The organism is Streptomyces sp. SCSIO 75703, from assembly GCF_036607905.1.
Taxonomy (GTDB): Bacteria; Actinomycetota; Actinomycetes; order Streptomycetales; family Streptomycetaceae; genus Streptomyces.
This window is the reverse complement of the sequence record NZ_CP144555.1, coordinates 5222579-5240849: the sequence shown is the minus strand read 5'-3', so window position 1 is coordinate 5240849 and position 18271 is coordinate 5222579. Positions and strand designations below refer to the sequence as shown.

Genomic DNA, 18271 nt, shown 5'->3' with positions numbered 1-18271 from the left:
GCGGAGCGACCGAACAGAGCGGAACGGGAAACGGGGGAACTGACGGACCGGGACCGAAGGAGAAAGAAAGAGAAGGAAGGAGAAGGAAAGGAAACGGTGTTACGACAAGAAAAGCAGCTTAAACAAGGCTTAACAGGGCGCGCGTTTCAGGAGAGCAGGAAATCCGCCTCTCCGGCCTTGGCTCCTTCGATGAACGCCGTCATCTCGGCGGAGGTGTAGATCAGCGCGGGTCCGTCGGGGTCGGTGGACTGCCGTACCGCGATGCGGCCGTCGGAGAGCTTCATCGCCTCCAGGCAGTTCCCTCCGTTCCCTCCGCTCCACGGCTTGTGCCAGCCCTCGCTTCCCAGCTCGCGCGCCGGCATGCCGTTGTATATCCGCTGACCGCACGTCCTCGGGGAACGCTGGGTCGTGATCTGGTTCATTCACAGCTCCTTGCGGAGATCCCGGAGGATCTCCTTCGTGCGATGTGCCGTGGCGGCCTGCGCCGCCATGCGGTCCATGACCTCGAGGTGAGTGGACACCTCGGCACGCGCGTCCAGGTAGACGGCGCCGGTCAGGTACTCGCTGTAGACCATGTCCGGGAGTTCCGGCACGGCGAATCGGAACAGCACGAAGGGCCCGTACGTGCCGGGGTGCGGCCCGTTGGCGAACGGGGCCACCTGCAGCGTCACGTTGGGCAGCTTCGTGGCGTCGAGCAGTTTGTCGATCTGGGCCCGCATCACCTCCGGGTCGCCGACCGGCCGGCGCAGGGCGGTCTCGTCCATGACGGCCCAGAGCCTGGGCGCGTCCTCGCGGGTCAGGAGTTCCTGACGTCGCATGCGCAGGTCGATGTGGCGCTCGATGTCCTCGGGCCGGGTCTGGCCTATGGCACCGGAGCGCAGCACGCCGCGCGCGTAGTCCTCGGTCTGGAGCAGGCCGGGGACGAAGTGGGGCTCGTAGGAGCGGATGAGGGCGGCGGCGCCCTCCAGGCTGACGTACATGGAGAACCAGCCGGGGAGGATGTCGTGGAAGCGCTGCCACCAGCCGGGCTTGTTGGCGTCCTCGGCCAGCCGGACGAAGGCGGCGGCCTCGTCGTCGGCGACGCCGTACGCCTGCAGCAGGAGCTGGAGGTACGGGATCTTGAGCGCGACCTCGGCCGTCTCCATGCGGCGGACCGTCGCCGGGGCGACGTGCAGGATGCGGGCGGCCTCCTCGCGTTTGAGGCCCGCGCGTTCCCGCAGGTCCAGCAGGCGCCGGCCGAGGACGACCTGGCCGACCGTCGGCGCGGATCTGGGCTCGCTCACCCGCCCCACCTCCCAGAGAGTGCTGAAAGTCCTTGTGATCACGGTCGTGCGGGTCCGGCCGCGGTGCGCGGACAGCCCTGCGGCGCCATTCGAAGACCTTTTCGAATCTCCGGGCGGATGTTCGATGGTCTGAAGTGGCGCCGCTCGACGTGCTGTTGCGAGCAGTGTGCCATGTCCGTCCAGACCGTCACCCAGCACTCTGCAATTTTCAGAGTGACACTTGCCAAGTGTTCACGGCGGGGCGATAGTGGCAAGCGTGATTCCGTCCCCGCCTTTAGGAACAGACGCCACCGCGGGCCGCCTGGGCCGTGGCGCGACTCTGACGGCCGGCCCCTCGGGGGCCGTGGCCGCCGAGCGCCGGTTCCGTTTCGAGCTGGCCGCACATCCAGGCTCTCCCGCGCAGGCCAGACGCCTGACAAGAGCCCGGCTGACCGGCTGGTCGGTGTGCGAGGACCTCTGCGACACCGCGGCCCTGGTCGTCTCCGAGCTGGTGACGAACGCGATCGTGCACACCGCGAGCCGGCACATCGTGTGCGAGCTGCACGGCGATGACGATCTCGTCCGGATAGCCGTCCGTGACGAGGGCTGCGCGCCCGGTCAGCCGCGACCGTCGGCCGACCAGCAGCCCGAGGACGAGCACGGCCGGGGTCTCCTGCTGGTCGACGCCCTGTGCGAGGCATGGGGCGCGCACGAACACGGTCCGGGACTGCTGGTCTGGGCCGAGCTGCCGCACAAGGGCGACACACCGCGCGACCACTCGGGGCCGCGGAACGACCTGGGCTGGGGCGCGCGCCCGAAGCCCGGACCGACCGACGGTACGGAGAACGGGGGCGCCGCGGAGGGCTACCGCCGGACTCCGCCCCCCGGAACGGGGGCCCCGTGGCGATGAGCACGGTGCCGGGCGGCCGTCCGCTCGGCCTGGACACGCTGATCCGGCTGCAACGTGGCCGGCGCGCACCCGCGGCACCCCGACGGCTGCCCGTGCCGGACGGCATGACGGCCCCGTTGGGCTGCGACGCGGTGGCGGTGCCCGCCCGGTTCGGCCCCCTGGTGATGCCGCGGCTGCCGCGGGTCGGGTGCGTCTACGCCGACGAGGCGCACTGGTGGTGGATCGTCCCGTCCGATTCCGACTACGCGCTGGAGTGGCCCGCGCCCGCACGGTACGCCACCGGCGCGGTCGTCCCCGACACTCCCGCGGTGCCCGGCCTGATCCACCGGCCGGACGACACGGTCCCCTACACCCCGCCGATCCCGCTCTACCTGGCGCTGTGCCGGCTGACCGGGACGACTCCGACGTGGTCGCGTCCGGTGACCGCCTGACGGACGGGCCACAGGGGCGGCGGCTCCCCGGGCCGGTGCGGCCGGAGCCCGACACGCCCGGAACCGTGCGTACGCGCCGCCGGGCGGCACGAAACGCGGCGCCCGCCACGGCGTGCCGGCACAGTGCCGACACGCGCGTCAGGCGGCGGCGTCGTCCGCTGCCTTCCCGCCACCCCGGACGACGACCAGGAACATGTCCGACGCGAGGTCCATCACGACCTCGGCGGGCAGGCCCTCCTGACGCCGCGCGTGGGCGAACTCCTCCGCCGGCCACGACCCGCGCGGCCCACCGGCGGGAAAGCGTTCGAGCACTGTCCGGCCGTTCACCCCGCACCTCCCTGCAGCGCTGTACTCGTAGAGTCAAACGCCCGCCGGGAGGGAAAGTCGCGTGAGGTGACGAAGTGAGACACAGTCGACACCCGCTCACCACATGCTGTGTTCGGCCTGTGACCCACCGCTCCGCGCGCTCACCAACCGTGTCAGTGGCCGTACTCGTCGTGATGGCGCAGGGTGCCGTCCACCATGAGGGTCCCGACGGCCGACGCGCGTCCCGCGGGCCGCTCCCAGGCTTCACGCCGGCCGAGCGCGGTCAGGTCGAGGAGGCTCGCGGCCGAGCCGACCCCCTCCAGCCCACGCCCGTACGTCGCGTACGTGTGGAAGACCCGGTCGCGGTCCCGCAGGAAACAGCTCAGGCCCGCCCGGCCGCCGCGCTCTCCCTCCCCTCCGTCACCGGCCGCCCCGAAGTCGGCGTCGAAGTCGCCGAGGTACGAGGAGTACCAGGGCAGGGTCCAGCCCATCCGCGCCTTGAACGGCAGGATCACCGGGTACGGCACCCGGGACACCACGGCGAACGACGTGCCCCGGGCGTGCAGGTGCGCCAGGTGCCCGATCTGGTCCAGGAAGGCCGAGCAGCGGGGGCAGCCGGTCTCCTCCCCCGGCGCGAACACGAAGTGGTGGACGACGAGCTGGTCCCGGCCCTCGAAGAGGTCGAGCAGCGTGGCTTTGCCGTCACCGCCCTCGAAGACGTACTCCCGGTCGACCTCGACCATGGGCAGCCCGCGCCGCTCCGCGTTGAGCGCGTCCCGTGCGCGCGTGACCTCCTTCTCCCTGACCAGCAGGGCGGCGCGCGCCTCCTGCCAGTCGGCGCGCGAAACGATCTCGGGGAGCGACATGGGTTCCTCCTGTGCGACGGTCCGTCACCGATGGTGACCGGCGGGAGGAAAGGAACTCATCGGAACGGCCACAAGATCTTCGGGAGGTCCGGTTCACCGGGCCGGGACGTTCCGGCCCCGCCCGGCGGCCTGCCCTTTCCCGCCCCGGTTCAGGGGCGGGCGTGGGGCAGCCGTTCGGCTTCCGTCAGGGTGTGGAGCAGCGCCGTGGGGTCCGGGGTGAGGCCGGTCGTCAGCGCGTCGACGGCGTCGGCGAGGCCGGCTCGGGCGAGGAGACCCTTCTCGTTGGTCACCCACTCCCCGCGTGCCGCGAGGACGGCGTGGGCGGTCTGGGTCGCGGCGAGGGCCAGGGCGCCGGCGACCTGGGTGACGGCCCCGCGGGGAGCGTGGGCCGCCTTGGCGTAGGCGAGGGTGGCGGTGGCCATGCCTGACCAGCGCTCGGGGGCGGTGACGCGCAGGGCGTCCGGATAGGCGGGGCGCGGGAGCGTGCCCCGCAGCACCCGGTTGACGGCGAGTTCGGCGACCGGCAGGTACGTGGGGACACCGGCCAGGTGGAACATCAGCGGCTCGATCGCGAAACGGCCCGCCTCGGCTTCCGCCCGTTCGCGTTCCACGGCCTCGAGGTCGCGGTAGTGCAGGTCGACCCGGCGCGCGTCGATGGTCAGCCACGCTCCCCCGTTGAAGACGCCGCCGCCCCAGGACCCGATCTCGCCGACCTCTCCGGGCAGGCCGAGGGCGCGTACGTCGGCCGGGTCGAAGGCGCCCCGGTAGTAGACGGCCAGGTCCCAGTCGCTGTCGGGCCGGTGGGTGCCCTGGGCGCGGGAGCCGCCGAGGGTGACGGCGCGCACCGTGGGCAGGGCGGCGAGGCGGTCGGCGGTGGTGTCGAGGAACGCCGCGTCGGTGAGCGAGGGCACGGGTACGGGCTCCTTGCGCGTGGTCGGGTGGGCGGCGGGCACCGCGCCGGGAGGGCCGGTCAGGTGGTGGGCCGGGCGTAGGCGTCCGTCGCCCTCAGCAGGGCGTCGTCGCCCACGGAGCCGGCGTCGTGCCCGGCCTCGTCGACGATCACCAGGCGGCTGCCGGGCCAGGCGTGGTGGAGTCGCCAGACGATGCCGAGCAGGTTGCCGAAGTCGAGGCTGCCCTGGACGAGGGTGCCGGGGATGCCCTCCAGCAGGTGGGCGTCGCGCAGGACCACGCCCTCGTCGCCGCCCTCGCCGAGGAAGTGGTCGTGGGTCCAGTAGTGCGTGACGGTGCGGGCGAAGCCGAGGCGGAACTCCGGGTCCTCGTACCGGGCGACCGAGCCGGGCGGCGCGGGGATGGTCGCGGTCTCCCAGTCGGTCCACGCCCGCGCGGCGCGGGCCCGCGTCCGCGGGTCGGGTGACTCCAGCAGGCGGTGGAAGGCGGCGACCGGGTCGTCGCGCTCGCCCGCGGGCAGCTCGGCCAGGAACCGTTCGTGGGCCGCCGGGAAGATCTTGCCCAGGCCGCGGGTCAGCAGTCGCACCTCGGCGCGGGAGCCGGTGGCGACGCCGGTCAGCACCAGTTCGGAGACGACGCCGGGGTGCGTCTGCGCGTACCGCAGCCCGAGGACGGACCCCCAGGACACGCCCCACACCAGCCACCGCTCGATGCCGAGGTGCCCGCGCAGCCGCTCCAGGTCGGCCATCAGGTGGGCGGTCGTGTTGAGGCTCATGTCGGTGTCGTGGGCGCTCGCGAGGGGCCGCGACCGTCCGGCACCGCGCTGGTCGAGCAGCACGATCCGGTACGCGGCGGGGTCGAAGTACCGCCGGTGGTTGGCGCTGGTGCCCGAACCGGGCCCGCCGTGCAGGACCACGGCCGGTTTGCCGTCCGGGTTTCCGCAGGTCTCCCAGTAGACCCGGTTGCCGTCGCCGACGTCGAGGAGACCGTGGTCGTACGGCTCGAGCGGTGGATAGAGGCCCATCGGGGCACCCTAGCGCCGCGGGCCGGGACCGCTCATCGGGTTTTCCCGGGGCTCCCCTCGTCCGCCGCGGGCAGTCCGGCGGCGTCGGCCGCGGTGCGCAGCACGTCGCGCAGCATGTCGGGGGTGAGGCGGCCGGTGAAGGTGTTGCGCTGGCTGACGTGGTAGCACCCGAAGAGGTGCAGGGGCTCCGCGTCGGGGGCCTCCAGCAGGACGTGCGCGCCGTGTCCGAAGGCCGGCCGGGGCCGGGGCACGGCCCACCCGGCCGCCGTGAACACGGGCAGCGTGGCCTGCCAGCCGAAGGAGCCGAGCACCACCACGGCCCGCAGGGTCGGCCTGAGCAGGCCCAGTTCCCGGACCAGCCACGGCCGGCAGGTGTCGCGTTCGGCGGGCGTCGGCTTGTTGGCGGGCGGGGCGCAGTGCACGGGCGAGGTGACGCGTACGCCGTGCAGTGCCAGGCCGTCGTCGGCGGTCACGGCGGTGGGCTGCGAGGCGAGGCCCAGGTCGTACAGCGCCCGGTACAGGACGTCGCCGGAGCGGTCGCCGGTGAACATCCGGCCCGTACGGTTGCCGCCGTGGGCGGCGGGGGCGAGGCCGACGATCAGCAGGCGGGCGTCCGGCGGGCCGAAGCCCGGCACCGGGCGCCCCCAGTACGTCCAGTCGGCGAAGGCGGGCCGCTTGGTCCGGGCCACCTCCTCCCGCCAGGCGACCAGCCGGGGGCAGGCACGGCACCCCGTGATCCGCCGGTCCAGTCGGGCGAGGGCGCTGGTGTCCATGCCTCCACGGTAGGTCCCGGGCGGGCTCGGGCGCCCGCGGCGGGCGGCGGCGGGTGCCGCGCCGCCCCTCCGGTACGGGGGCCCGCCCGGCCCGCCGCGCCCGGCCCGCCGCGCCCGCCCGGCCGCGGCAGCACCGTCTCGGGAGCACCGGGTCCCGTCTCCGGTGCGCGACAAGCGGGTACGGCGGCCGTCGCACCCGCCTGTCGCCGCGAGCGCATCGGGGCGGCGGGAAAGCCGCTGCCGGGCGCGGGAGAGGACGACTAGGGTCGGGGGCATGGCTTCCGAGCATGACGAGGGCGGGCACGACGCCGGTGCCCCCGGCGGGGAGACCCCCGATCCGAAGACGACCGCCGCCATCGCCGCCGCCGAGGCGGCTCGGCCGCAACACGGCGAGAGCGTCCGCGTCGACAGCTGGATCTGGGCCGTCCGCCTGATCAAGACCCGTTCGCTCGGCGCGACCGCCTGCCGGGGCGGCCACGTCCGCGTGAACGGGGAGCGGGTCAAGCCCGCCCACTCCCTGCGCGTCGGTGACGAGGTGCGCCTGCGGCACGAGGGACGGGAACGGATCGTCGTCGTGAAGCGGTTGATCCGCAAGCGCGTCGGCGCCCCGGTCGCCGTCCAGTGCTACGTCGACAACTCCCCTCCGCCGCCGCCCCGCGAGGCCACCGCCCCGGCCGGCATCCGGGACCGTGGCACGGGCCGCCCCACCAAGCGCGACCGCCGTGAGCTGGAGCGCCTGCGCGGACTGCACGCCCCGGGCCGGCCCGACGGGCACTGACCTTCCAGGGCGCCCGGCCCGACCGGCCCACGCCGCCGCCCCGGTCAGGTCAGGTCGGGTCAGGTCAGGTCAGGTCAGGTCAGGTCAGGTCACCGGTACCGCCCGCACCCAGGTCTCGTCCTCGGTCAGGTACCGGTCCACGCGCAGCCCCGCCTCTCCGAGCGCCGACGCGAACTGTTCCCGCGTGAGTGCCCGGGAGCGGAAGGTCTGCGTCCAGACCGTCTCCGGGAACACGTACTCGGCACGGACCCGGTCGACGCCGTCACCGTCCGGCTCCACCGACGCGATGCGGATGGTGAAACCGGCCGGGTCGAGACGTTCGCGCGGAACGTCGGTGTGCGCGTCGGCGGTCTCACGCTGGATCAGCACGCAGCCGCCCTCCGCGACGTGGCGGACACAGGTACGCAGCAGACCGCGCCGCACGCTGGTGTCGCCGGTGTGGACGAGGCACGAGGCCAGCATCACCGCGTCGAAGGTCTCCGGCAGGGCCAGGTCCTCGATGGCCGAGCGTATCGTCCGTGCGCCGCGCACGCGCTCCAGCATCTCGGCGGATTCGTCGACCGCCGTGACGGTGAACCCGCGTTCCAGCAGCGGGTGGGTCACGCGGCCCGCTCCGCAGCCCAGTTCGAGGATGTGCGCGCCCGCGGGCACGGCCGCCTCGACGATGTCCGGCTCCGGGCCGACGGACAGCCGCGCGTACACCTCCACGGCGCAGCCGTCCGGGGTGATCACTCCGGGTCCGGTCCCCCGGTGCCCCGCTCTCGTCTTCGACTCCATGCCCGTCCAACGGGCCGGGTCCGTACAGCCGTTCCCCCTCCGAACCGATTCACTCGAACGAGAAGAACGAAGAGAGCGAGGCGGAAAGGGGCTCCCGCTCGTCTCCCGCTCGCCCTCTGGGCCGCGCGGGAACGCCGTCCCCCGGATCCTGCCGGTGCGGCGGCCCCAGGGTCCGCGGGCGAAGGGGTGCCCGCGGTGTCCCGGGCCTCGGCCCGGACTTCCATCGTTCCGGGACCGGCGGCGCGCCCGACGGATCTCGCCGCCAGGGACGCCCTCGCCGGGCCCGCGGTACCGTGGCCGTAGGAGCAGTGGTAGTCATGCGTACAGGCAGTGAACCGGCCACCGCGCGCAGTGCGCTGCGGGCGCGGTTCTGGCTGAGCCTGTGGGGCCTGGTCTGGGCGGTCTTCGGCACGACCGTCTTCGCGCTCACCGGGCGCCCCGGCTGGGCCGCCGCGTGCGGTGTGCTGTGGGTGATCGTCGTGGTCGACCTGGCAGTGATCGTCCGGCACCTGCGGCAGGGCCCGCACTACCAGCCCGGCCGCGACATCCCGCCCTACCCGCCCCCGCGGGACCGTCCGTAGCCGGGCAGGGCGGGACCCCGTACCGGAGGGGCGGCTCCCGCACCCGCCGCGGTCGGCTTCTCACCCGTCGAACCGTGCCTGCTGCACGTACTCCGGGTTCGGGTCGAGGGCCGCGGCCAGCCGGAAATGGCGCCGGGCCTGGTCGGGACAGCCCCGGCGTTCGTAGGTGCGGGCCAGCGCGAAGTGCGCGAAGGCGTTGTCCGGCTCGCGTTCCAGGACGATGGTGAATTCCAGCTCGGCCGGCCGGAGCTGCGCCGCCGCGAAGAAGGCCCGCGCGCGCAGCAGCCGGGCCGCGGTGTTCTCCGGGTGGGCGGCGATGACCCCGTCGAGCAGTTTCACCGCTCCTCGTGGGTCCCGGGCCGCGAGCAGTTGCTCGGCGGCGCGGAAGTCGATGACGTCCGTTTCCGGAGTGCGTCCGGTCGAACCGCGGTTCTCGGCCACGACAGAGTCCTTCCTTCGCGGGAAACAGCGGTCAACGCCCGTACGGGCGCCGGTATTCCCGGCCGGCCGGAACCGGAACGCCGGTCGTCCTCAGGCGGTGGGGTGGGCCCGGCGCACCAGTTCGTCCCACACCTCGCGCACGCGGCGCCGCAGTTCGTCGAGGGGGACGTCGTTGTCGATGACGATGTCCGCGACCGCCCGGCGCTCCTCTCGGCCGGCCTGCGCGTTCATGCGGGCGCGGGCGTCCTCCTCGGTCATGCCGCGCAGCCGTACCAGCCGGTCGAGCTGGGTGGCGGGATCGGTGTCGACGACGACGACCACGTCGTAGAGGGGGGCGAGTCCGTTCTCGGTGAGGAGGGGGACGTCGTGGACGACCACGGCGTCACGCGGAGCGGCGGCTTCCAGCTCGCGGGAGCGGGCGCCGACCAGGGGGTGGACGATGCCGTTGAGGACGGCGAGCCGCTCCGGGTCGGCGAAGACCAGGGAGCCGAGTTTCGGCCGGTCGAGACGGCCGTCCTCGGTGAGGACGCCGTCGCCGAACGCCTCGACGACGGCGGCGAGGCCGGGGGTCCCCGGCTCGACCACCTCGCGTGCGATGCGGTCCGCGTCGACGAGTACGGCTCCGTACTCGACGAGCAGCCGCGACACCTCGCTCTTGCCGGCGCCGATTCCGCCGGTCAGGCCCACCGTCAGCATGGACGGCAGCTTAGGGCCTGTGGCCCGCACGGCTCACGACGGGGCCGGCCAGGCCGGCCGGGCGCGTCCGGCGGGGATGGGTCGGGCCGGGGCGAGTCAGGCGGTGCGGTGGGGCCCGCCGGCGGGACGCCTCCGCCCGGGGGCGCCTCCCCTCCCTGGGGGGACACCCCGCCCGCAGCGGGACGTCAGCCCTCGCCCTCCCGCTCGGCCAGGAACCGTTCGAACTCGCGGCCGATCTCGTCGGCCGAGGGGATGTCGACGGGCTCGGCGAGCATGTTGCCCCGGCTCTCGGCGCCGGCCGCGGCGTCGTACTGGTGCTCCAGGCCCTGGATGAGGGCGGTCAGCTCCTCGTCGCCCTCCTTGACCTGGCGGTCGATCTCGGTCTGGGTCCGGTGGGCCTCGGTGCGCAGGGAGTGCGCGATGCCGGGCAGGACCAGGCCGGTCGCGGCCGTGATCGTCTCCAGCACGGTCAGCGCCGCGTCCGGGTACGGGGAGCGGGCGATGTAGTGCGGTACGTGGGCGGCGACGCCGAGGACCTCGTGGCCGGCCTGCATCAGCCGGTACTCGACCAGCGCCTCGGCGCTGCCGGGGACCTGGGCCTCCTCGAAGGGGCTGCGGTGGCCGGGGACGAGGTCGGTGCGGTTGCCGTGCGGGGTGATGCCGACGGGGCGGGTGTGGGGGACGCCCATGGGGATGCCGTGGAAGTTCACGGCGAGGCGGACGCCGAGGCGTTCCACGATCTGTCCGACGGCCGCGGCGAAGCGCTCCCACTCGACGTCCGGTTCGGGGCCGGACAGCAGCAGGAAGGGGGCGCCGGTGGCGTCCTGGACGATCCGCACCTCGATGACGGGGTCCTCGTACTCCGTCCACGTGTCGCGCGTGAACGTCAGCAGGGGCCGGCGGGCGCGGTAGTCGACGAGCCGGTCGTGGTCGAACCGGGCGACGACCTGGTGGGGCAGCGAGTCCAGCACCTGGTCGACGATCTGGTCGCCGGCCTCGCCGGCGTCGATGTAGCCGTCGAAGTGGTAGAGCATGACGAGTCCGGCCGACTCCTGGGCCAGCGCCATGTCGACGACCGCCAGGCCCTTCGGCTCCCATGCGTACAGCTCCCGCGGATCAAGCACGTGACCGCTCCCCTCCTCGTGTTCGTCACTCACAACGCGGGCCCCTGCCCGGACATTCCCCGAGAGCGCCGCCGGACGGGTGCTCCACCCGTGTGCCGGGCCGCTCCCGTCGGGAGACGCGGCGAGGGCCCGCACCCCGGTGGGGGTGCGGGCCCTCGCGTCACGAACTACCGCTCGTCGCGGAGCGGGCGCTCAGCGTGCGCTCAGCTCTGGCCGCCGGCCAGCTTCTCGCGCAGCGCGGCCAGCGCCTCGTCCGACGCCAGGGCGCCGGAGTTGTCGCCGCCCTCGGAGGAGTACGAACCGCCACCGGACGCGGCCGGAGCGGCGGACTCGCCACCCTCGGCAGCGGCCTTCTCGTCCGCCTCGCGGGACTTGATGACCTGCGCCTGGTGCTGCTCGAAGCGCTGCTGGGCCTCGGCGTACTGGGTCTCCCAGGCCTCGCGCTGGGTCTCGTAGCCCTCGAGCCAGTCGTTGGTCTCGGGGTCGAAGCCCTCGGGGTAGATGTAGTTGCCCTGGTCGTCGTAGGACGCGGCCATGCCGTACAGGGTCGGGTCGAACTCGACCGCCGACGGGTCGGCGCCGAAGGCCTCGTTGGCCTGCTTCAGCGAGAGGCTGATGCGGCGACGCTCGAGGTCGATGTCGATGACCTTGACGAAGATCTCGTCGTTGACCTGGACGACCTGCTCCGGGATCTCCACGTGGCGCTCGGCCAGCTCGGAGATGTGGACCAGGCCCTCGATGCCCTCGTCGACGCGGACGAACGCACCGAACGGAACCAGCTTGGTGACCTTGCCGGGGACGACCTGGCCGATCTGGTGGGTCCGGGCGAACTGCTGCCACGGGTCTTCCTGGGTCGCCTTCAGCGACAGGGAGACGCGCTCGCGGTCCATGTCGACGTCGAGGACCTCGACCGTGACCTCCTGGCCGACCTCGACGACCTCGGAGGGGTGGTCGATGTGCTTCCAGGACAGCTCGGAGACGTGGACCAGACCGTCGACGCCACCCAGGTCCACGAAGGCACCGAAGTTGACGATCGAGGAGACGACGCCGGACCGCACCTGACCCTTCTGGAGGGTGGTGAGGAAGGTCTGGCGGACCTCGGACTGGGTCTGCTCCAGCCAGGCACGGCGGGACAGGACCACGTTGTTGCGGTTCTTGTCCAGCTCGATGATCTTCGCCTCGAGCTCCTTGCCCACGTAGGGCTGGAGGTCGCGGACGCGGCGCATCTCGACCAGGGAGGCCGGGAGGAAGCCGCGGAGGCCGATGTCGAGGATGAGACCACCCTTGACGACCTCGATGACGGTACCGGTGACGATGCCGTCCTCTTCCTTGATCTTCTCGATGGTGCCCCAGGCACGCTCGTACTGGGCGCGCTTCTTCGAGAGGATCAGGCGGCCTTCCTTGTCCTCCTTCTGGAGGACAAGGGCCTCGATCTCGTCGCCGACGGCAACGACCTCGTTGGGGTCGACGTCGTGCTTGATCGAGAGCTCGCGGCTCGGGATGACACCTTCGGTCTTGTAACCGATGTCGAGCAGGACCTCGTCCCGGTCGACCTTCACGATGACGCCGTCGACGATGTCGCCGTCGTTGAAGTACTTGATCGTCTCGTCGATCGCGGCGAGGAAGGCTTCCTCGTTACCGATGTCGTTGACCGCTACCTGCGGGGTGGTGGCGGTGGTCTCGGTGCTGCTCGTCATGTGGGAAAGGGCTCCGGTACGGACATTGAAGTCGTAGGCACTGCTTGCGCCGGGAGCCCTTTTCGCTCTGTAGAAGCCGGACAGCCAAGGAAGCGCCCCGTGAAACATCGTGGCGCCTCAAGAACCGAGGGGACATACAACAGATGCGAGCGCGACCTGCTACGTCTGAGGTGCGCAGGCCCGCAGCGCAACTTGTAGCATACGTGGGCAGCCGGGCAGGGTCAATGCGCGAAGCCGCACACCCGGGACAGATCCTCGCATACCCGGCGGACGAGTCGTCTCCGGAAGCCACGGGAGCCCCTCGGCGTCCCGTGCCCGAGGTCCGCGCCCGGCGTGTCGCACGAGCCGAAAGACCTTCGGAAGAGCCGAAGACTAGTACGAGGGAGCCCGCCATCCAAGAGCCCGAAGGACCCCAGACCGAGGCGCCCGAACCCGAGGCCACCCGCCGCGCCGCGGGGGTCACGGAGAGTTCCCGCGCCAACCGCGGCTGGTGGGACAGGAACGCGGACGAGTACCAGACCGAGCACGGCACGTTCCTCGGCGACGAGCGTTTCGTGTGGTGCCCCGAGGGGCTGGACGAGGTCGAGGCGGAACTGCTCGGCCCGCCGGAGAAGCTGGCGGGAAGGGACGTCCTGGAGATCGGCGCCGGCGCCGCCCAGTGCTCGCGGTGGCTGGCCGCCCAGGGCGCCCGTCCGGTGGCCCTGGACCTCTCGCACCGCCAGCTCCAGCACGCACTGCGGATCGGCGGGTCCTTCCCTCTGGTCTGCGCCGACGCGTCCGTCCTGCCCTTCGCGGACGGCTCCTTCGACCTGGCGTGCTCGGCCTACGGGGCACTGCCCTTCGTCGCCGATCCGCGGCTGGTGCTGCGGGAGGTGCGCCGGGTGCTGCGGCCGGGCGGGCGCTTCGTCTTCTCGGTGACGCACCCACTGCGCTGGGCGTTCCCGGACGAGCCGGGCCCCGAGGGGCTGTCGGTCTCCGGTTCCTACTTCGACCGCACGCCCTACGTGGAGCAGGACGAGGAGGGCCGCGCGGTCTACGTGGAGCACCACAGGACGATCGGCGACCGGGTCCGCGACGTCGTCACGTCCGGCTTCCGCCTGGTGGACCTGGTGGAGCCGGAGTGGCCGGACTGGAACACCTCCGAGTGGGGCGGCTGGTCCCCGCTGCGCGGGCACCTCGTCCCCGGCACGGCGATCTTCGTCTGCGAGCGCGACTGAGCCACCCCGCGCGCCCCGCCGCCGTCGCGCACGCGTGACGCGCTACGCGCGCGGCGGAGCGGAACGGCCGACGGTCGCCCGGACCGTGCGGGGCGCCCCCGGCGGCGTACGACACTGGGGGCGTGATCCGTGACGACGCCCTGGACGCCCTGCCCGTACGTGCCGCCCTGCCGGCGTTGCGCGACGCCCTCGCGGGCCACGGCACCGCCGTGCTGGTCGCGCCGCCCGGCACCGGGAAGACCACGCTGGTGCCGCCGGCCCTGGCGGGCCTGCTCGGCGACGGGCCGCCGCGCCGGGTGGTCGTGGCCGAGCCCCGGCGGATCGCGGCGCGCGCGGCCGCCCGGCGGATCGCGTGGCTGCTGGGCGAACGGCCGGGCGGGCGGGTCGGCTACACCGTGCGCGGCGAACGGGTCGTGGGGCGGGACACGCGCGTGGAGGTCGTCACCACCGGCGTGCTGCTCCAGCGGCTCCAGCGGGACCAGGAGCTGACCGGTGTCGACGCGGTGGTGCTCGACGAGTGCCACGAACGGCACCTCGACGCGGACACGACGGCGGCCTTCCTGTGGGACGTGCGGCAGACGCTGCGGCCCGACCTGCGACTGGTGGCCGCCTCCGCGACGACCGACGCAGAGGGCTGGTCCCGGCTGCTGGGCGACGCGCCGGTGGTCGAGGCGCCGGGCGTGTCGCACCCGGTGGAGGTCGTGTGGGCGCCGCCGGCCCGTCCGTTCCGGCCGCCGCACGGCACGCGTGTGGACCCGGCGCTGCCGGCACACGTGGCCGCGGTCGTGCGCCGTGCCCTTTCGGAACGCGACGGCGACGTGCTCTGTTTCCTGCCCGGGGTGGGGGAGATCGCCCGGGTCGCGGGGGCCCTCGGGAGCCTCGGCGGGGTGGACGTGCTCCAGGTGCACGGGCGGGCGCCCGCCGCGGCGCAGGACGCGGTGCTGAGCCCGGGGCCGCGGCGCCGGGTGGTGCTGGCGACGTCGGTGGCCGAGTCGTCCCTGACGGTGCCGGGCGTGCGGGTGGTGGTGGACGCGGGGCTGGCGCGGGAGCCGCGGGTGGACCACGCGCGGGGGCTGAGCGCGCTCACCACGGTGCGCGCCTCGCGGGCGTCGGCGCGGCAGCGGGCCGGGCGCGCGGGCCGGGAGGCTCCGGGCGCGGTGTACCGGTGCTGGACACCGGCGGAGGACGCCCGGCTGCCGCCGTTCCCGGCACCGGAGATCAAGGTGGCCGATCTGACGGCGTTCGCGCTCCAGGCGGCCTGTTGGGGCGATCCGGACGCCTCCGGTCTGGCGCTGCTGGACGCGCCGCCGGCCGGGGCGATGGCGGCGGCGCGGTCGGTGCTGGCGGCGGTGGGCGCGGTGGACTCCGCCGGGCGGGCCACCGCGCGGGGTGTCCGGCTGGCGCGGCTGGGGCTGCATCCCCGGCTGGGGCGGGCCCTGCTGGACGCCGGGGGATCGGAGGCGGTGGCCGAGGTGGTCGCGCTGCTCGGCGAGGAGCCGCCGCGCGAGTACGGGAGCGATCTGGCGTCCGCCGTCCGGGCGGCCCGGCGGGGCGGGGACGCCTACGGGGCCCGGTGGCGGGCGGAGGTGCGCCGGCTGCGGTCGGCGGTGGGCGAGGGGGCGGGACCGGCGCCAGGCGTGGTGGTGCCGCCGGCCGGGGACGCGCTCGCGGGGCTCGTGGCGGCGCTCGCGTACCCGGAGCGGGTGGCCAGGAGGGACGGCGGTTCGCACCTGATGGCGTCCGGGACCCGCGCGGAGCCGCCGGAGGGCTCGGGGCTGCGGGAAGCACCGTGGATCGCCGTGGCGGTGGCCGACCGGCCGGCGGGCCGCGGGCACGCGCGCGTGCGGCTCGCCGCGGCGGTGGACGAGGGGACGGCCCGGCTCGCCGCGGGGGCGCTGCTGACGGAGCGGGACGAGGTGCGCTGGGCGGACGGCGACGTGGTCGCCCGGCGGGTCGCGTCGCTCGGCGCGATCGAACTGGCCGCCCGCCCGCTGCGCGATCCGGACCCGGGGCTCGTACGGGAGGCGCTGTCGGAGGGGTTGCGGCGGGAGGGCCTCGGGCTGCTGCGCTGGTCGGCCGAGGCGCGGGGGCTGCGGCAGCGGCTGGCGTTCCTGCGGCTGCACCGGGGCGAGCCCTGGCCGGACGTCGGCGAGGAGGCGCTGCACGCGCGGCGGGCCGAGTGGCTGGAGCCGGAGCTGGGCCGGGCGCGGCGGCGGGCCGACCTGGCGCGGATCGACGCGGGGCAGGCGCTGGCGCGGCTGCTGCCGTGGGCGTCGGGCGAGGCGGGGCGGCTCGACGCGCTCGCCCCGGAGCGGATCACGGTGCCCAGCGGTTCCCGGGTCCGGGTCGACTACGGCGATCCGGAGCGGCCGGTGCTGGCGGTGAAGCTCCAGGAGATGTTCGGGCTCCAGCGCTCGCCGGAGGTGGCGGGCGTTCCGCTCCTGGTGCACCTGTTGTCGCCGGCGGGGCGGCCGGCCGCGGTCACCGCGGACCTCGCGTCCTTCTGGCGGGAGGGGTACCGCGCGGTGCGCGCGGAACTGCGCGGCCGGTATCCGAGGCATCCCTGGCCCGAGGACCCGGCCTCGGCGGAGCCGACCCGGCACACCAGGGCGCGGCTCGGGCGCTGACCCGCCCCGGGACGCCGTGAGGGCTCCGCGGGGCGGGCGTGACGCCCGGTGGTGCTCGGGCGGGTCAGGACCGGTCGGTCCCGGTGGAGGGGCCGGGGGACGGTTCGGTCTCGGGCTCGGCGACGTCCAGGCGGACGTCGAGCGTGGCGCCGCCCGCGGTGGTGAGGCGGAGCACGAAGGTGCCGGTGGTGTCGTCGGCGTACAGCTCGGGCAGGGTCAGCAGGCCGTCGGCGTCGGTGCGCAGTCCGGTGAGGGTGCGGACGGCGTTGCCGTCGGCGTCCTTGAAGTGGGGGCCCTTGTCGTTCTCGGCGGGGTCCTCGCCGGAGGTGACGAGGGTGGCGGTGACAGCGACCTTGCCGGCGGCTTCGCCCTCGCGGGTGGCCTTCACCCGGACCCGGTCGGCGAACTGCTCGCCGGGGGCGCAGGTGAGCGGTGTTCCGGCGGTGCGGACGAGGGTGTCGGCGGTGCGTTCGGTGACGGTGGCCCGGTAGGAGAGGACGGGGGTCAGGCGGCCGACGACGGTGGCGCGGACGGTGAAGACGCCGGTCTTCTCGCCCGCCCGCAGCGCGGGCGCGTGGGCGAGGCCGGAGGCGTCGGTGCGGACCGTGGCGACGTTCTCGCCGCCGGCGAAGGCGGCGTCGGTGTCGCCGGTGACGGTGAAGCGGACCCGGACGCCGGCGACGGCGTCGCCGTCCTGCGTCACGGCACGGGCGCCGATGCGCTGGGCGAAGGCGTCGCCGGCGGTCGCGGTGAGCCGCGGGGTGCCGGCGTTCTCCAGGCGGTGCACCGTGTCGGTGGGCGTGGGGGTGGGCGTCTCGGCCGGCGGGTCGCTCGGTTCGGGCCGCGGGGAGCCGGTGCCGGGCGGGGTGGGCTCGGTGGGCCGGGCCGGCTCGGCCGGCTTGCCGGGGGCGGGGGCGGGGGCCGACGGGCCCGGGGTGACGCCGGGGCCGCTGCCCGGGGTGCGGCCGGTGGAGCCGCCGGTGCCGGTGGCCGGGCCGGGGCGGGTCGTGCGGCGGTCGGAGTCGCTGCGGGCGCCGGGCAGCGGGCCGGTGCCGTCCGGGATCTCGTGGGTGTTCTGGCGGTAGTACTCCAGCCAGGACATGACCGTGCGGAAGTAGTCCTCGGAGTTGTTGTAGCTGAGCACGGCGCGGCGGAGGTCGGCCTGCCGGGAGAGGTCCCAGCCGTTGCGGCACAGGTAGTGCCCGGCGGCGAGGGTGGCGTCGTGGATGTTGTTCGGGTCCTTGACGCCGTCGCCGTTGCCGTCGCGGCCGGCCCAGGCCCAGGTCGAGGGGATGAACTGCATGGGGCCGACGGCGTTGTCGTACTCGCTGTTGCCGTCGTACCGGCCGCCGTCGGTGTCCTTGATGAGCGCGAAGCCGTTGCCGTCGAGCTGGGGGCCGATGATGCGGGTGAGGGTGGTCCCCTCGGCGTCGAGACGGCCGCCGTTGGCGTGCCCGGACTCCACCTTGCCGATGGCGGCGAGGAGTTGCCAGGGGAGGTTGCAGCCCGGCTTGTCGCGGCGCAGCGTCGCCTCGGCCTTCTTGTAGGCGTCGAGGACGGTCGCGGGTATCCCCGCCTCGGACGGGCCCCGGGAGTCGGCGGTGCCGGTGGCCGGGGCCGGGTTCGGGCTGTTGAGCGGCGGCAGGGCGGTGTAGTAGGGGGAGTTGCCGGTGGCGCTGTCGCCGTCGGCCGGGCCGCGGGGGGCGGTGGAGTCGGAGGTGGTCCCCGTGCCGGGTGCTCCGCCGGTCACGTCGGGGGCCTGGGACGCGGACAGGGCCGCGACCGCGACCGCCGCCACGGTGGTGGTGACCGCGCCCTTGCGGAGCCGCCTGCCGAATTGGGCCGCCATAGA

At 74.2% G+C, this 18271-nt stretch carries 19 protein-coding genes; 6 read left to right on the top strand and 13 right to left on the bottom strand.

All coding sequences use genetic code 11. The annotated features are described in order from the left end of the window. Positions 1 to 146 precede the first annotated feature (146 nt). Both VM636_RS23010 and VM636_RS23005 read right to left on the bottom strand, forming a co-directional pair. The gene (locus VM636_RS23010; protein WP_030417944.1) at positions 147 to 422 is read right to left on the bottom strand and encodes a DUF397 domain-containing protein; all 276 of its coding nucleotides are present in this window, start codon (positions 420 to 422) and stop codon (positions 147 to 149) included. Continuing rightward, positions 423 to 1283: a helix-turn-helix transcriptional regulator gene (locus tag VM636_RS23005; protein ID WP_030417943.1), complete on the bottom strand. Its 861-nt coding sequence runs from the start codon at positions 1281 to 1283 to the stop codon at positions 423 to 425. Between the two features lie 247 nt (positions 1284 to 1530). Between VM636_RS23005 and VM636_RS23000 the strand changes: the two genes are divergently transcribed. Next, complete coding sequence (locus VM636_RS23000; RefSeq protein WP_051821138.1) at positions 1531 to 2172, top strand: ATP-binding protein; 642 nt, start codon at positions 1531 to 1533, stop codon at positions 2170 to 2172. Continuing rightward, entirely contained in the window at positions 2169 to 2603 is a 435-nt protein-coding gene (locus VM636_RS22995; protein WP_030417941.1) for a hypothetical protein, read from the top strand. Before VM636_RS23000 ends, VM636_RS22995 begins: the two co-directional genes overlap by 4 nt. 138 nt (positions 2604 to 2741) lie before the next feature. On the opposite strand, the gene VM636_RS22990 is transcribed toward VM636_RS22995, so the two are convergent. The 5 genes from VM636_RS22990 to VM636_RS22970 all read right to left on the bottom strand — a co-directional run bounded on the left by VM636_RS22990 (position 2742) and on the right by VM636_RS22970 (position 6481). After that, positions 2742 to 2930, bottom strand: a complete 189-nt coding sequence (locus VM636_RS22990) for a hypothetical protein (protein ID WP_030417940.1) — start codon at positions 2928 to 2930, stop codon at positions 2742 to 2744. Positions 2931 to 3082: 152 nt separating this feature from the next. Continuing rightward, a complete protein-coding gene (locus VM636_RS22985) occupies positions 3083 to 3775 on the bottom strand; it encodes a DUF899 domain-containing protein (protein ID WP_030417939.1) in 693 nt (230 codons plus the stop codon). 149 nt (positions 3776 to 3924) lie between these two features. After that, the gene (locus tag VM636_RS22980; protein ID WP_053912627.1) at positions 3925 to 4686 is read right to left on the bottom strand and encodes a nucleotidyltransferase domain-containing protein; all 762 of its coding nucleotides are present in this window, start codon (positions 4684 to 4686) and stop codon (positions 3925 to 3927) included. 59 nt (positions 4687 to 4745) lie between these two features. Continuing rightward, on the bottom strand, positions 4746 to 5708 hold the full coding sequence (pip, locus tag VM636_RS22975) for a prolyl aminopeptidase (RefSeq protein WP_030417937.1): 963 nt from the start codon (positions 5706 to 5708) through the stop codon (positions 4746 to 4748). 32 nt (positions 5709 to 5740) lie between these two features. Further along, positions 5741 to 6481 (bottom strand): uracil-DNA glycosylase, encoded by a 741-nt coding sequence (locus VM636_RS22970; protein WP_030417936.1) that lies wholly within the window; start codon positions 6479 to 6481, stop codon positions 5741 to 5743. Between the two features lie 274 nt (positions 6482 to 6755). Between VM636_RS22970 and VM636_RS22965 the strand changes: the two genes are divergently transcribed. Continuing rightward, positions 6756 to 7259 carry an RNA-binding S4 domain-containing protein gene (locus VM636_RS22965; RefSeq protein ID WP_030417935.1) on the top strand — a complete coding sequence of 168 codons (504 nt, stop codon included), beginning with the start codon at positions 6756 to 6758 and terminating at the stop codon, positions 7257 to 7259. A gap of 84 nt (positions 7260 to 7343) precedes the next feature. Here the strand turns inward: VM636_RS22965 and VM636_RS22960 are convergent, their stop codons facing one another. Continuing rightward, positions 7344 to 8036 (bottom strand): class I SAM-dependent methyltransferase, encoded by a 693-nt coding sequence (locus tag VM636_RS22960; protein ID WP_030417934.1) that lies wholly within the window; start codon positions 8034 to 8036, stop codon positions 7344 to 7346. A gap of 317 nt (positions 8037 to 8353) precedes the next feature. Between VM636_RS22960 and VM636_RS22955 the strand changes: the two genes are divergently transcribed. Beyond that, positions 8354 to 8617: a DUF6343 family protein gene (locus VM636_RS22955; RefSeq protein ID WP_030417933.1), complete on the top strand. Its 264-nt coding sequence runs from the start codon at positions 8354 to 8356 to the stop codon at positions 8615 to 8617. 60 nt (positions 8618 to 8677) lie between these two features. On the opposite strand, the gene VM636_RS22950 is transcribed toward VM636_RS22955, so the two are convergent. From VM636_RS22950 to rpsA, 4 genes are all read right to left on the bottom strand, one after another. Further along, positions 8678 to 9058, bottom strand: a complete 381-nt coding sequence (locus VM636_RS22950) for a tetratricopeptide repeat protein (protein WP_030417932.1) — start codon at positions 9056 to 9058, stop codon at positions 8678 to 8680. 90 nt (positions 9059 to 9148) lie between these two features. Then, the gene (gene coaE, locus VM636_RS22945) at positions 9149 to 9754 is read right to left on the bottom strand and encodes a dephospho-CoA kinase (RefSeq protein ID WP_030417931.1); all 606 of its coding nucleotides are present in this window, start codon (positions 9752 to 9754) and stop codon (positions 9149 to 9151) included. A gap of 185 nt (positions 9755 to 9939) precedes the next feature. Next, complete coding sequence (locus VM636_RS22940; protein WP_053912625.1) at positions 9940 to 10878, bottom strand: PAC2 family protein; 939 nt, start codon at positions 10876 to 10878, stop codon at positions 9940 to 9942. Between the two features lie 203 nt (positions 10879 to 11081). Continuing rightward, a complete protein-coding gene (rpsA, locus tag VM636_RS22935) occupies positions 11082 to 12575 on the bottom strand; it encodes a 30S ribosomal protein S1 (RefSeq protein WP_030417929.1) in 1494 nt (497 codons plus the stop codon). 311 nt (positions 12576 to 12886) lie between these two features. Between rpsA and VM636_RS22930 the strand changes: the two genes are divergently transcribed. Both VM636_RS22930 and hrpB read left to right on the top strand, forming a co-directional pair. Further along, the gene (locus VM636_RS22930; RefSeq protein ID WP_324616633.1) at positions 12887 to 13792 is read left to right on the top strand and encodes a class I SAM-dependent methyltransferase; all 906 of its coding nucleotides are present in this window, start codon (positions 12887 to 12889) and stop codon (positions 13790 to 13792) included. A gap of 122 nt (positions 13793 to 13914) precedes the next feature. Further along, complete coding sequence (hrpB, locus tag VM636_RS22925) at positions 13915 to 16419, top strand: ATP-dependent helicase HrpB (RefSeq protein WP_053912624.1); 2505 nt, start codon at positions 13915 to 13917, stop codon at positions 16417 to 16419. A 64-nt stretch (positions 16420 to 16483) separates the two neighbouring features. Here the strand turns inward: hrpB and VM636_RS22920 are convergent, their stop codons facing one another. Further along, the gene (locus tag VM636_RS22920) at positions 16484 to 18268 is read right to left on the bottom strand and encodes a lytic murein transglycosylase (RefSeq protein ID WP_338485520.1); all 1785 of its coding nucleotides are present in this window, start codon (positions 18266 to 18268) and stop codon (positions 16484 to 16486) included. Positions 18269 to 18271: the final 3 nt, after the last annotated feature.

Coding starts and splice junctions, on each gene's coding strand:
- pip (WP_030417937.1), bottom strand. CDS start 5,708: ATGGGCCTCTATCCACCGCTCGAGCCGTACGACCACGGTCTCCTCGAC.
- coaE (WP_030417931.1), bottom strand. CDS start 9,754: ATGCTGACGGTGGGCCTGACCGGCGGAATCGGCGCCGGCAAGAGCGAG.
- rpsA (WP_030417929.1), bottom strand. CDS start 12,575: ATGACGAGCAGCACCGAGACCACCGCCACCACCCCGCAGGTAGCGGTC.
- VM636_RS22960 (WP_030417934.1), bottom strand. CDS start 8,036: ATGGAGTCGAAGACGAGAGCGGGGCACCGGGGGACCGGACCCGGAGTG.
- VM636_RS22955 (WP_030417933.1), top strand. CDS start 8,354: ATGCGTACAGGCAGTGAACCGGCCACCGCGCGCAGTGCGCTGCGGGCG.
- VM636_RS22985 (WP_030417939.1), bottom strand. CDS start 3,775: ATGTCGCTCCCCGAGATCGTTTCGCGCGCCGACTGGCAGGAGGCGCGC.
- VM636_RS23010 (WP_030417944.1), bottom strand. CDS start 422: ATGAACCAGATCACGACCCAGCGTTCCCCGAGGACGTGCGGTCAGCGG.
- VM636_RS22995 (WP_030417941.1), top strand. CDS start 2,169: ATGAGCACGGTGCCGGGCGGCCGTCCGCTCGGCCTGGACACGCTGATC.
- VM636_RS22970 (WP_030417936.1), bottom strand. CDS start 6,481: ATGGACACCAGCGCCCTCGCCCGACTGGACCGGCGGATCACGGGGTGC.
- VM636_RS22965 (WP_030417935.1), top strand. CDS start 6,756: ATGGCTTCCGAGCATGACGAGGGCGGGCACGACGCCGGTGCCCCCGGC.
- VM636_RS22920 (WP_338485520.1), bottom strand. CDS start 18,268: ATGGCGGCCCAATTCGGCAGGCGGCTCCGCAAGGGCGCGGTCACCACC.